The organism is Sinorhizobium garamanticum, assembly GCF_029892065.1.
Lineage (GTDB): Bacteria > Pseudomonadota > Alphaproteobacteria > Rhizobiales > Rhizobiaceae > Sinorhizobium > Sinorhizobium garamanticum.
In genome coordinates this window covers 1,334,848-1,348,225 of record NZ_CP120373.1, presented here as the reverse complement: position 1 = coordinate 1,348,225, position 13,378 = coordinate 1,334,848, and the positions used below count along the sequence as shown (strand labels likewise).

10 protein-coding genes are annotated in these 13,378 nt (G+C 62.4%); 3 read left to right on the top strand and 7 right to left on the bottom strand.

Annotated features, from left to right (window positions below):
* Positions 1–26: 26 nt before the first annotated feature.
* From purH to htpX, 4 genes are all read right to left on the bottom strand, one after another.
* On the bottom strand, positions 27–1,637 hold the full coding sequence (purH, locus tag PZN02_RS06355) for a bifunctional phosphoribosylaminoimidazolecarboxamide formyltransferase/IMP cyclohydrolase (protein WP_280660754.1): 1,611 nt from the start codon (positions 1,635–1,637) through the stop codon (positions 27–29).
* Positions 1,638–1,778: 141 nt separating this feature from the next.
* Positions 1,779–3,455: a heparinase II/III family protein gene (locus tag PZN02_RS06350; RefSeq protein WP_280660753.1), complete on the bottom strand. Its 1,677-nt coding sequence runs from the start codon at positions 3,453–3,455 to the stop codon at positions 1,779–1,781.
* Between the two features lie 416 nt (positions 3,456–3,871).
* Entirely contained in the window at positions 3,872–5,293 is a 1,422-nt protein-coding gene (locus tag PZN02_RS06345) for an RsmB/NOP family class I SAM-dependent RNA methyltransferase (protein ID WP_280660752.1), read from the bottom strand.
* On the bottom strand, positions 5,293–6,252 hold the full coding sequence (gene htpX, locus PZN02_RS06340; protein WP_280660751.1) for a zinc metalloprotease HtpX: 960 nt from the start codon (positions 6,250–6,252) through the stop codon (positions 5,293–5,295). Before htpX ends, PZN02_RS06345 begins: the two co-directional genes overlap by 1 nt.
* A 186-nt stretch (positions 6,253–6,438) precedes the next feature.
* Between htpX and PZN02_RS06335 the strand changes: the two genes are divergently transcribed.
* On the top strand, positions 6,439–6,639 hold the full coding sequence (locus tag PZN02_RS06335; protein WP_280660750.1) for a DUF1674 domain-containing protein: 201 nt from the start codon (positions 6,439–6,441) through the stop codon (positions 6,637–6,639).
* A 195-nt stretch (positions 6,640–6,834) separates the two neighbouring features.
* Here PZN02_RS06335 and acs read toward each other — a convergent pair whose 3' ends face one another.
* On the bottom strand, positions 6,835–8,784 hold the full coding sequence (gene acs / locus PZN02_RS06330; RefSeq protein ID WP_280660749.1) for an acetate--CoA ligase: 1,950 nt from the start codon (positions 8,782–8,784) through the stop codon (positions 6,835–6,837).
* 343 nt (positions 8,785–9,127) lie between these two features.
* Between acs and PZN02_RS06325 the strand changes: the two genes are divergently transcribed.
* The gene (locus tag PZN02_RS06325; RefSeq protein ID WP_280660748.1) at positions 9,128–9,826 is read left to right on the top strand and encodes a DUF1013 domain-containing protein; all 699 of its coding nucleotides are present in this window, start codon (positions 9,128–9,130) and stop codon (positions 9,824–9,826) included.
* Between the two features lie 64 nt (positions 9,827–9,890).
* On the opposite strand, the gene PZN02_RS06320 is transcribed toward PZN02_RS06325, so the two are convergent.
* Positions 9,891–10,277 (bottom strand): ectoine synthase, encoded by a 387-nt coding sequence (locus PZN02_RS06320; RefSeq protein WP_280660747.1) that lies wholly within the window; start codon positions 10,275–10,277, stop codon positions 9,891–9,893.
* A 138-nt stretch (positions 10,278–10,415) separates the two neighbouring features.
* Here PZN02_RS06320 and PZN02_RS06315 point away from each other — a divergent pair, with 138 nt between their 5' ends.
* Positions 10,416–11,291 carry a LysR substrate-binding domain-containing protein gene (locus PZN02_RS06315; protein WP_280660746.1) on the top strand — a complete coding sequence of 292 codons (876 nt, stop codon included), beginning with the start codon at positions 10,416–10,418 and terminating at the stop codon, positions 11,289–11,291.
* A gap of 7 nt (positions 11,292–11,298) precedes the next feature.
* Here the strand turns inward: PZN02_RS06315 and PZN02_RS06310 are convergent, their stop codons facing one another.
* Positions 11,299–13,206, bottom strand: a complete 1,908-nt coding sequence (locus PZN02_RS06310; RefSeq protein WP_280660745.1) for an AMP-binding protein — start codon at positions 13,204–13,206, stop codon at positions 11,299–11,301.
* Between the last annotated feature and the right edge of the window lie 172 nt (positions 13,207–13,378).

Sequence of the window (13,378 nt, the reverse complement as noted above, 5' to 3'; positions counted from 1 at the left end):
CGGGTTCGTGAACGGTATCAACCGGCTCAATGCCGGAAATGGCGCATGCCCGTGAAGACCATGGCAACGTTGTGCTCGTTTGCCGCGGCAATCACCTCTTCGTCGCGCATCGAACCGCCCGGCTGGATGACGGCGGTGGCGCCGGCGGCGATTGCCGACAGGAGGCCATCGGCGAAAGGCAGGAACGCCTCCGATGCGACCGCAGAACCGCGGGTCAGCGGTTCGGCGAGACCGAGCGCCTTGGCGGCTTCCTCCGCCTTGATGGCGGCGATGCGGGCGGAATCGACGCGGCTCATCTGACCGGCGCCGATGCCGGCCGTCTGGCCGTCCTTGGCGTAGACGATCGCGTTCGACTTGACGTGCTTCGCCACCTTGAAGGCGAAACTCAGGTCTTCGAGCTCCTGCGCGGTCGGTGCGCGCTTGGTCACGACCTTGAGTTCGAGATCCTCGACCATGCCGTTGTCGCGCGTCTGGACGAGCAGGCCGCCGGCGACCGTCTTTGCGGAAAGACCCGGCACGCGCGGATCAGGCAAGCCGCCGGTCGCAAGCAGCCGGAGGTTCGGCTTGCGCGCGATGATCGCCTTCGCCTCGTCACTGACGGACGGCGCAATGATGACTTCGGTGAAGAGCTTGACGATCTCTTCCGCCGTCTCGGTGTCGAGCTCCTGATTGAGTGCGATGATACCGCCGTAGGCCGAGGTGGAATCGCAGGCGAGTGCCCGGCGGTAGGCTTCCGCAAGCGACGGCGCGGTTGCAACGCCGCAGGGGTTGGCGTGCTTGATGATGGCGCAGGCCGAAGCCTTCTCCGGCAGGAACTCGGCCACGAGTTCGAAGGCGGCGTCGGTGTCGTTGATGTTGTTGTAGGAGAGCTGCTTGCCCTGCAGTAGCGTCGCGGTCGCAACCCCCGGCCGGTTTTCACCGGTCACGTAGAAGCCCGCCTTTTGATGCGGGTTTTCGCCGTAACGCATTTCCTCCTTGAGTACGCCGCCAATCACGCGATGGCGCGGCATCGGCGTATCGAGAGCGTCGGCGAACCAGTTGGAAATCGCGGCATCGTAGGCTGCCGTGCGGGCATAGGCCTTCGCTGCCATTTTCTGGCGGAAGGCGTAGCGCGTCGTGCCGCCGGCGATCTCTTCGAGGAGGGGCGCGTAGTCGGCAGGATCGGTAACGATGGTGACATAGGCATGGTTCTTCGCCGAAGCCCGGATCATCGCCGGACCGCCGATGTCGATGTTCTCGACCGTCGTCGGATAGTCGGCGCCCTTGGCGCGAACCTCCTCGAACGGATAAAGATTGATGACGGCAAGGTCGATGGCGGCAATGCCGTGCTTGTCCATCGCCGCCACGTGCTCGGCGTCGTCGCGAATGGCAAGCAGGCCGCCATGAACGCCGGGGTGAAGCGTCTTGACGCGGCCGTCCATGACCTCCGGAAAGCCGGTCAACTCCGAAACGTCGCTGACGGGAAGCCCGGCGTCCGACAGTGCCTTGTGCGTGCCGCCGGTCGAAACAAGGCGCACGCCCTTTTCGTGAAGAGCACGCGCGAGCTCGACAATGCCGGTCTTGTCGGAAACCGAGAGGAGGGCGGTGCGGATCCGGACTTCGTCCGGGGCGGGGATTTTCTTGGAGGCGACAGCCATCAACCATGCTCCTTTGGCGGCGCCGGACGCTTGGGGAGAAAGGTGCCGGCGATTGGGATGGCTGCCCGTTAGCATAGCTTGCCCCGTGAAGGAACCTTCGGCACCGCCCGGAGCGGAAAATAGGCGACGATCTGGCTCTCGCTAGCTCTCGCGGGTAAGGGTCCATTGGATTTCCGGCTGTGCAGCAGCGTCGAAGGTGACGGCTATCTGCGACGAGGCCCGCACGCCCGAGGGATCGGCGAAAAAGATATCCTCCTCGATCGCTACTTCCCCATCCCGGCAGGCGAAGAGCCACGCCTCGCCATCCGGCGCGACCAGATAGATCTCGCTGTCGCTCGCCCGTCGCATCGCGATCGCCGGGTGGATGTGAAAGCGGGCAACGGCATTGGCCGCATGCGGATCGCCGCCATCCCCTCGCGAAAGCCGATCGCGTCCACGAAGCAGCCGGCCTCCATTCAAGACGCTGATATCGCGTTCATGAAGCAGCCCAAAGGAGGCGAGATAGCCGTCATGACTGGCCCAGACGGACTCGATGCGGCCCGGCTCGTCCCTTCGCTCGACCAACACCGTCGAGAGCCCGGACGTCATGATCGGCCCCAGGAAACGCGATTGGGAAAAGCGGCACGAGGACGTATCGTTGACCGTGACCGTGGAATGGGCTGCGGTCGCGCGGGCCATCTGCCGAAATCGTTCGCCAGCAAACTTCGGTGCGCCGGAATTGATGACAAAGCGGTTTCGGCCCGACGACATCTCGAAGGAGAGGCAGCCCGCATGGGCACTGCGCGAAAGGTCGATCGAAAGCGGGCGCCCGGTATCCATGATGACAACGGTTTCACCGAGCGACAGCCGCTCATAATGGGCATGGGGCATCGAGTGGAACGGCTCGCCGGCCGTTTCATCGTACCGCAGCACCGAGGCGAGCTCGTGTGCCAGAACGGAGGTCGCACCATTGAAAAGCGCGAGTTCGCCGCCTTGGTGCCGGAAGAAGCGCAAGGCCGGATACATCCGATCGATGCAGGGAATAAGCCGCGTCGGCACATCGTGGCCAAGATTGACGTAGGTTTGCCTGAGCGGCAGCAGATCGAGCAGAAGCTCGAGCCCCGCCCTGGGGCTGCGCGAGGAATGCGCTCCGTCCGGAAGGATCTGACGATCGAGTTCCAGATCGAGATTGCGGGAGGCCTTGCGGATCGCGGAAGGCGAGGCCGGCATCGACACGGATGCCATGGCGAGCGCCATGCGCACGCGCAGGCGCGCCTCGCCGTCGCAGACCGTATCCGCAATGTGCCGGAGGTAGCGAACCTGGAAAGCCAGGCTTTTCAGAAAGCGGCGGTAGAACCCGTGTTCGGCGTTTCTGAGCACCACCGGCGAATGCGACAGCCAGGCGATGATGCGCTGGGCGATCACGTCGGCCTCCCATGAGATGTCGCCGATGCTGCGGCCGTGGCTGCCGATCCAGTCGTCCACGATCTGCCGGAGCCTGACATAGCCCGCATCGTCGCGAATCGCGCGCAGATGCCGCAGCCAGCCGAAGGAATGGAGCCGGACTGCAAATTCGTGCGACGGCAAATCGATCTCGAAGGGGGATTCGCCTTCGGTATCGAGCACGCGGCCGGCAAGCGGAAAGCGGCCCTCAAGAATCTCTTCCGCAACGAAGGGATCGATCGCCCTCAGATCGGTCGGCGCAACGATCAGCCGGTCGGGCGTTGACCCGGCAAAGCGCATAGCCGTCAGGCGGCCGAGCGCGATGCGGCGCGAAAATCGACGCCAGCCTTCCCGCAGATACAGGTAAAGAAGCCTTTGCTTACCGGAAAACACCATCAGCGCCCGTCGGTTTCCCTATTCCTGCAACGGACCCTTTTGAAGCGCCTGAGGCCACTGCATGTGTCCTTAAATCGACTCCGTTTTAAGGACACACAGCAATTCTAAGTGCTACAGCGGCCTTTGGCGTCCGAAATGACGCGCGGCGCTGGAGCGCATGCCCGGCTTGCGCCAGAATCCCTTTCCAGCAGATGGTGCCGGAAAGATCATTAAACTTTTATCAATCCTGTCGAAATTGATAGGCCGACGGCCCGATAGCGTCAATGTCGCGGCAAAACAGTCTTTTGACGGCGGCTGTTGCGCCGATATCGGCCGATGCCCTACGGCGCCGCGCGTCCAATCGGACGCGCAAAGGTCTCTATAGCACCCTGAATTGCTGCATGATTTTGTCCTTAAATCGGTTCCGATTTAAGGAATCATGCAGTAGCGCGCTTGCGGCGAAGCACTGCGGCATAGAAACCGTCGAGCCCGCCGGTGAACGGCGGCCCGAGCGGTAGCATGGCGGGTGTCGTGCGAAACTCTCCGCGCTCTGTGATCGCCTCGCCAAGATCAGGCCAATCGGCGGCAGCAATCGGCACGCGCTCGCAATCTTCGCCATCCCCGACGACACGTGCGACCACCTCCTCGCCTTCGCGCGGGTCGAGCGAGCAATTGGAAAAGACCACCAGCCCACCGGGCTTCACCACGGACAGCGCTTGACGCAGCAAACGCTCCTGCAGCACCGCGAGCTTTTCGACGTCCTCCGGCCCCTTCGTCCAGAGGACGTCCGGATGGCGGCGTGTCGTTCCCGTGGAGGAGCAGGGGGCGTCGAGCAGTGCCGCATCGAAGAGTTCCTCCGGTTCGAAATCAGCCATGTTGACCTCTTTCGTCCGCGCCTCGAGGCCGAGCCTGGCGAGATTGGCCTTCAGACGCCGCAAGCGGCTGGACGACTGATCGAGCGCCATCACTTTTGCTCCGGCGAGGATAAGCTGTGCCGTCTTGCCGCCCGGCGCCGCGCAGAGGTCGATGACGCTCTTGCCTCTAAGATCGCCGAAGAGGCGCGCCGGAATGGAGGCGGCCGCATCCTGGACCCACCACTCCCCTTCCGAAAAGCCTGGCAAGGCCGGAATGGCGCCCGAGAAGGTTCCAAGGCGGACGGAGCCGGTCGGAAGAACCGTTCCCCCAAGGCGCTCGGCCCAGGCGGCGGGGTCGGACTTCACCGACAGATCGATTGCGGCTGGAACCTCTTGCGCTGCCGATATGCGCTCGGCCTGTTCCCGCCCGTAGCGATCCACAAGCCGATCGTAAAGCCAGTCGGGCATCGCCGGAATGGTCTTCACCTTGTCGAGAATGGCGTCCTTTTCACGCGAAAGCCGGCGAAGAACAGCATTGACGAGGCTCGCGAAGCGGCGATTGCGCGGATCGGCCTGCGCCTGCTCCACGGCAAGGTCGACAGCGGAATGATCCGGAATGTCGAGATAGAGAATTTGCGCCGCGGCAGTCGTCAGCACGTGGTCGAGCGCACGCGCGCCCTCAGGCAGCGGCGTTTGCAGCAGAGAGTCGATTGCCGCCCGAATGCGCGGCAGGTGCCGAAGCGCCGAATTGAGGATGGCGCGCACGAGTGCACGGTCGGCGTCATTGAGTTCGCGATAGGCTGGATTGCCGTGCTCCTGATCGAGCATGCCGTCAAGAGAAGTCTTGCGGTCGACGACGGCTGCCAAGATCTTGGCAGCCGCCTGGCGGCTCTTCAAACCCGGCTTCTCCGCTATCGCGGCGCCAGCGCTGCGCTGCGCTGTCTTCGGCAGCGCCTTGTGAGCTCGGGTTCGTTTCGGGCGTGAATCGTTCTTGTCTTCGGGCATCAGGACCAGGGACCTTTGGGCGGTTCGGAACCACCGCGACCCCAGCCGGTTTTCGGGACAGAGCGCGATTTGCGCACGGGATTATCAGTACGGACTGGCGGCGTCGAGCCCATCGACATCCCGCGCGCCATCTCCTCCAGCGCCGCAACGCGATTTTCGGTGCTCGGATGGGTCGAGAAGAGATTGTCCATTCGTTCGCCGGAAAGCGGATTGATGATGAACATATGCGCGGTCGCCGGGTTGCGCTCAGCGTCGTCATTGTGGATCACATGAGCGGCACCGGCGATTTTCTGGAGTGCCGAGGAAAGCCAGAGCGGATTGCCGCAGATTTCCGCGCCGCGCCGGTCGGCGGAATATTCGCGGGTACGGCTGATCGCCATCTGCACCAGCATCGCCGCGAGCGGCGCGACGATCATCGCGACAAGTACGCCGATGAAGCCGAGCGGATTGTTGTTGTCGCGGTTGCCGCCGAAGAAGAAGGCGAAGTTGCCGAGCATCGAAATCGCGCCGGCAAGCGTCGCCGTCAGCGTCATCGTCAAGGTGTCGCGATACTGGATATGCGCAAGCTCATGCGCCATGACGCCAGCGACTTCCTCATAGGAGAGCGAGTGCAGCAGGCCCGTGGAGGCCGCAACGGCGGCATTTTCGGGATTGCGTCCGGTCGCAAAGGCGTTCGGCTGCGGACTGTCGATGACATAGACGCGCGGCATCGGCAGAGCAGCATTCTGCGCCAGATCCCGGACGATCCCGTAATATTCGGGCGCGGTGCGTTCATCCACTTCCTGGGCCCGGTACATGGCGAGCACCATGCGATCGGAATTCCAGTAGGAGAAGAAGTTCATGCCGGCGGCCACGACAAGGGCGATCATCATCCCGCCCCGGCCGCCGATGGCGTAGCCGACGGCCATGAAGATGACGGTCATGACGGCAAGCAGCATTGCGGTGCGCATGAGGTTCATGGATGAGCTCCAGGCATATCCGTATCGTTCGGCGATTGGGTGGAAAAGCGTTTGCAGCCGCTTTCGTTCCGTTCAACTTGCCCGAACGTTTCACGTGAATCAGGGTTTCCGTTCGCACGGAAGCGCTTATATGATGGGGATAAATCTCCCGCTGTTCAATATCGTTACGGAAAGCCGGACCGCCAGATGCAGAACGACAACGACAATGCGCCCGATCGCCCCAAACGCCCGCTGCCGGCAGCCGCGCTGCGCGCGCTGAAGGAAGCGGAGGAGAGACGGCGGACGGCGGAGCCACAAGTCATGCCGACCGAGCTTGGTGGTCGCGGAGGCCTCGATCCGGCCCGCTTCGGCGATTGGGAGATCAAAGGGCGGGCGATCGATTTCTGATTCCGGGCCGGCAAGGATTGTTCCGAGTGCGAATGGAACTTGATCTCTCAGAGAACAGAGACCTCGCCCGCCGCTGTTACCGGACTCGGCCATAGCGGCCGTGGCATCCCTCTCGGCGGATTGGAATCCGGCTCAATAATTCTGAACTTTCGAATGAGTAGGCCCCGTGTCGACCGACACGGGGCCTAAATGATGTCACGCCCGATTCTGGCGATTAGCGATCAGATCGTCGACCACCGCCGGATCGGCAAGCGTGGAGGTGTCGCCCAAGGAACCGTAGTCGTCCTCGGCGATCTTGCGGAGAATGCGGCGCATGATCTTGCCGGATCGCGTCTTCGGCAGGCCGGGCGCGAACTGGATCTTGTCGGGCGTGGCGATCGGTCCGATCTCCGAGCGGACATGCTTGACGAGGTCCTGGCGAAGATCGTCGTTGCCGGTCTCGCCGGCCATCAACGAGACATAGCAGTAAATGCCCTGCCCCTTGATCGGGTGCGGATAGCCGACGACAGCGGCTTCCGAGACGAGATGGTGCGAGACGAGCGCCGACTCGACCTCGGCCGTGCCGAGGCGGTGGCCGGAAACATTGAGCACGTCATCGACGCGGCCGGTGATCCAGTAGTAGCCGTCCTCGTCGCGCCGGCAGCCGTCGCCGGTGAAATACTTACCCTTGTAGGTGGAGAAATAGGTCTGCACGAAGCGCTCGTGGTCGCCATAGACGGTGCGCATCTGTCCAGGCCAACTGTCTGCGATGCAGAGATTGCCGTCGGCCGGTCCCTCGATCACCTTGCCCTCGTTGTCGACAATCTGCGGCTGGACGCCGAAGAAGGGCCGGGTCGCAGAACCGGGTTTGAGATCGGTGGCACCCGGCAGCGGGGTGATCAGGATGCCGCCCGTTTCCGTCTGCCACCAGGTGTCGACGATCGGGCAGCGCTCCTCGCCGACGACGCGGTAGTACCACTCCCAGGCTTCCGGATTGATTGGCTCGCCGACGGTTCCGAGCAGACGCAGCGACGAGCGCGACGAGCGCTTGACGAAATCATCGCCCGCACCCATCAGCGACCGGATCGCCGTCGGCGCCGTGTAGAAGATGTCGACCTTGTGCTTGTCGACGACTTCCCAGAAACGGCCGGCATCCGGGAAATTCGGGACACCTTCGAACATCAGCGTCGTCGCGGCATTGGCGAGCGGCCCGTAGACGATATAGGAGTGGCCGGTCACCCAGCCGACGTCGGCCGTGCACCAGTAGATATCGCCATCGCGGTAGTCGAAGACATATTCGTGCGTCATCGACGCATAAACGAGATAGCCGCCGGTCGTGTGCAGCACGCCCTTCGGCTTGCCGGTCGAGCCCGAGGTGTAGAGGATGAACAGCGGGTCTTCCGCCTTCATCTTCACGGGCGGGCAATCCGGCTTCACCGTAGCGATTTCCTGGTGATACCAGAGGTCGCGTCCGGGCGCCCAACCGACCTTGCCGCCGGTGCGGCGCACGACCAGCACCTTGCTGACATTGACGTGCTGCTTGGCGGCGATATGGATCGCCGTGTCGGTGTTTTCCTTGAGCGGCACTGGCTTGCCGCCGCGGATACCTTCATCGCAGGTGATGACGAAGGTGGATTCGCAGTCGACGATGCGGCCGGCGAGCGCATCGGGAGAAAAGCCGCCGAAGACAACCGAATGGATGGCGCCGATTCGGGCGCAGGCGAGCATGGCATAGGCCGTCTCGGGGATCATCGGCATGTAGATGGTGACGCGGTCGCCCTTCTTGACGCCGTGCTTCTTCAAGACGTTGGCAAGGCGGCAGACCTGATCGTAAAGCTGATTATAGGTGATCTTCTTGTCGATATAGGGATTGTCCCCCTCCCAGATGATCGCGGTCTTCTCTCCATGCGTCTTCAGGTGTCGGTCGATGCAGTTGTAGGAAACGTTGGTCAGCCCGTCCTCGAACCACTTGATCGAAACCTTGCCCTTGAAGGACGTGTTTTTGACCTTTGTGTAGGGCTTGAACCAATCGATCCGTTTGCCGTGCTTGCCCCAGAACTTGTCCGGGTCGGACACACTTTTCTCGTACCATTTCAGATAGGTCGCGTTGTCGAGCAGCGTCCGGCTCTTGGCGGATTTCAGAACCGGATAGGTCTTTACGGACATGTATTTCCTCCCTGCGCATTCCTGGCCAGATCACGTTTGTGATTTTGGCTCGGACGACCCAAGATCACGAACGTGATCGATTCCTAAATTAGAGCGGGATGCGCGGCGGAAAACCGCACCACACATTTCCTCATCCCGCTTGAGGGGCAACCTCCCAGCCGCCCCGCTTCGGTCACGATTCATAGCAGGTCAAAACCCGCCCGCAATTAGACAAAAGGACATTCGGTACTGAAAGAATTGCAATTTCGCGACAGTGACGTTATAGAGGCGCTCAATTCCCGGAAATCAGTGGTAGACTCTACGGCCCGCGACACCGGCGCGGACGGACAAAAGGACTATATCCATGGCTCAGCAACTGCTTATGCCCAAGGCAACCGCCGTCTGGCTCGTTGACAACACAGCGCTGTCGTTCGACCAGATCGCACAGTTCTGCAAGCTGCACCCGCTCGAAGTGAAGGCAATCGCCGACGGTGAATCGGCGCAGGGCATCAAGGGCCTCGATCCGATCGCCACCGGTCAGCTCTCTCGCGACGAGATCGCGCGCGGCGAAGCAAACCCGAACCACAAGCTCAAGCTCTCCGAACCGAAGGTTCGCGTCCCGGACTCCAAGCGCAAGGGCCCGCGCTACACGCCGGTATCCAAGCGCCAGGACCGTCCGAACGCCATCCTCTGGCTGGTGCGCAACCATCCGGAGCTGAAGGACGCACAGATTTCGCGGCTGGTCGGCACAACGAAGACGACGATCGAGCAGATTCGCGAGCGCACCCATTGGAACTCAGCCAACCTGACGCCGATGGACCCGGTGACGCTTGGCCTCTGCTCGCAGATCGACCTCGATCTGGAAGTCGAGCGCGCCTCCAAGGGCCGCCCGCTGCCGACCGCAGCCGAGGCCGGTGCGACGCTGGAGGCAGCGCAGGAGACCGAAAAGCTCGGCTACAACTTCGACCGCGAGGAAGAGAAGGAAATCGACGCCGATGCCGTCTTCGCCAAGCTGAAGTCGCTGAAGTCGGATCGCAAGGACGACGAAGACGAAGACTATTGATCGTTTGTCGACAGCAAGCATGCGCAAAACCCGGATCTCGCGATCCGGGTTTTTTGTTGCCCGCTCAGTAGGCCGAGCCTGACGGGTCGTCGAGATTGTGTCGCTCGGTTCCCTTGAGCGGAGGATTGAAGATGCTGACGAGTATCAGGTCTTCGTCGCGGCCGCCGCGCAAATAATGCTTGTCGTGCTGGTCGAGCACATAGATGTCGCCCTTGCGGATCGGGAAGACGTTGCCCTGCATGTCCTCGACCTCGCCTTCGCCGGCGATGCAATAGCAGGCTTCGAGATGATTGCGGTATTCGAGCAGCGAAACCGTATTGGCGTGCACCACCGTGTGGCAGACGGTAAATCCCATGCCGTCCTTTTGCGTCAGCAGCCGATGGCTCGTACCGCTTCCCCATTCGACGAAATAGTCTGTCGCTTCGACATCCCTCAGGCTGCGCACGAACATGCGGCTCTCCTACTGTAAGAAAATTTGACAAAGGCGGCGACGCGAACTCAGATCGGATCGCAGTGAGCTCTGTATCTGCTGGGTTCGCTTTTTGCACAAATGACGATTCCTCACCGGATCGTTGAGGAGAACTTACAGATGATGCCACCACTCGGCGCGCTCAGGGTTTTCGAAGCCGCAGCACGCCTGGCGAGCTTTTCGCGCGCAGCCGACGAGCTGCATGTGACGCATGCCGCTGTCAGCCACCAGATCCGGCAATTGGAGGAATGGTTCGGGCGACCCCTGTTCCTGCGGGAAAAACGCGGTGTCCGTCTGGCGCCGGAAGCCGAAAGGCTGGCCGAAATCCTGTCGGCCAGTTTCGAACGCGTTTCGGCCGAAGCGGAGGCATTGAAACAGAGAACGAAGTCCGAGATCACCGTTGCGTGCATTCCCTCGATCGCAACGCGCTGGCTGATCCCGGCGCTTGGCGATTTCCTTGCCGCCAACGCCGACATCACGGTTAAGGTCGTTTACGCCATGGCCGCACAGCGCCTGCGCGAGACGGGTTGCGATGTCCTGATCACGCTTGGCGCCGACACTTCGGATGGTGTCGCTTGCGAGCGGCTCTTTTCGCGCGTCAATAGGCCGGTCGCCAGCCCGCGCTACCTCGAGCGCAAGGGCAGCATCAGCACGCCCGACGAGATCGCTGCAGCGGACCTGCTCCATGACGAGACGACGAGACACTGGCAGCATTGGCTTACCAAGGCCGAGCTATCGCTCTGCCAGCCGCTTAGCGGACCGGTCTTCCAGGACTTCAATCTGTTGGCGACAGCCGCCATCGCCGGTCACGGCGTGGCGCTTTGTCCGGTCGAAGTCTGCCGGCGGGAAATCGAAAACGGCGACCTGATCGTGCTCTCCGACATCGCCGTCCTGGAAGACGAGAGCTATTTTCTCATCAGCAAGATCTCGCGGCAGAAGGCGGTTTCCGCCTTCTGCGCGTGGTTCAAAGCAGTCGTCAACCCGGTGGCGGGATGACGCTCGCTTACAGACCGATACCCTTCGCGTGCAGCGCTTCGGTGATCTCTTCGAGAATCGCCGGGTCATCGATCGTTGCCGGCATCTTCCAGGGCTGGCGGTCGGCAATCTTCTGAATCGTCGCCCGCAGAATCTTGCCGGAGCGCGTCTTCGGCAACCGCTTGACGCAGATCGCCGTCCTGAAGGCGGCGACCGGCCCGATCCGCTCGCGCACGAGCGTTACGACTTCCCTTTCGATTTCCGACGTTTCACGGGAAACATTGGAATTGATCACCAGGAAGCCCGCCGGGATCTGCCCCTTCAGCGGATCGGCGATACCGATCACCGCGCATTCCGCCACGTCAGGATGGCTGGCGCAGACCTCCTCCATCGCGCCGGTCGACAGCCGGTGGCCGGCCACATTGATGATGTCGTCGGTGCGGGCCATGATGAAGATGTAGCCGTCGTCATCGACATAGCCGGCATCCGCCGTCTTGTAGAAGCCGGGATATTCGTCGAGATAGGCCGCGCGGAAGCGATCGTCGGCGTTCCAGAGCGTCGGCAGGCAGCCGGGCGGAAGCGGCAGCTTGACCACCACATTGCCCAGCGTGCCTGGCCCCACCGGGTGCCCGGCATCGTCGAGCACCTGAACGTCGTAGCCGGGCAGGGGAACAGATGGAGAGCCGTATTTTACCGGCAGCAGCCCCAGGCCCAGCGGATTGCCTGCCACCGGCCATCCCGTCTCCGTCTGCCACCAGTGATCGATGACCGGAACGCCGAGCGCTCGCTCGGCCCAATGGATCGTGTCCGGGTCTGCCCGCTCGCCGGCAAGGTACAGCGCCCGGAAACGCGAGATGTCGTAGCGGGACACGTAAGTGGCTTCGGGATCCTCCTTGCGGATCGCCCGCAATGCCGTGGGCGCCGTGAACATGACCGCGACGCCGTGCTCGGCGATGATACGCCAATAGGTTCCGGGATCGGGCGTGCCGACTGGCTTGCCTTCGAAGAGGACGGACGTGTTGCCGTTGAGAAGCGGCCCATAGACGATGTAAGAGTGCCCGACCACCCAACCGATGTCGGAAGCGGCCCAGAAGACCTCGCCGGGCCGCACGCCGAAGAAATGCTCCATCGACCATTTGAGCGCGACCATGTGGCCGCCATTGTCGCGTACGACGCCCTTCGGCTGCCCCGTGGTCCCGGACGTATAGAGCACGTAAAGCGGATCGGTCGATGCGACCGGGGTGCAGGGCGCCTCTTCGCCGGCTTCCTTCGCCGCTGCGAGCGCCCGGGCAAAGTCGATGTCGCGGCCCGGAACCATGTCGGCGGCGAACATGTCGCGCTGAAAAATCAGGCAATGGGCCGGCTTGTTGGCGGCGATCTCGATGGCCGCATCGAGAAGCGGCTTGTAGGCGACTGTGCGCCCGGGTTCGAGACCGCAGCTCGCTGAGACGACCAACTTCGCCTGGCAATCGTCGATGCGCACGGCAAGCTCGTTGGCGGCAAAACCGCCAAAGACGACCGAATGCACCGCGCCGATCCGCGCGGCGGCGAGCATTGCCACCGCCGCCTGAGGGATCATCGGCATGTAGATGATGATCCGGTCACCCTTGCCGATCCCGAGATTGCGATAGACGGCAGCCACCGCCTTCACGTCGGTGAGCAAATCGGCATAGGAAATCTTTTCGATCCGGCCGGTGAGGGGGCTGTCATAGATGAAGGCGGGCTGCTGAGCCCGGCCACCTTCCACATGGCGGTCGAGACAGTTGTAGCAGGTGTTCGTCACGCCATCGGGAAACCAGTGCCCATAGGTTCCGCGCTCGGACTCGAAAATGCGCTCGGGTGGTTGGATCCAGTCGATCGATCCGGCCGCATCGGCCCAAAATCCGTGCGGATCTGCCTTCCATGCGGCGTACACTTCGGAATAGCGGCTCGCCATATCCGTTCTCCTCCCACTGACTTTTCCGGACAAAGCCCGGCTCCTCGGCCAGAGAAGATAGGCCAACGGAGGCAAACGAGAACCCCGACGAAAGGGTAATAGGGTTCTCTGGGGGCGGCGGACTGAGGCATCGGCTCCGGGTCCCCGACCCAGTCATATGCGAATAGGAAAG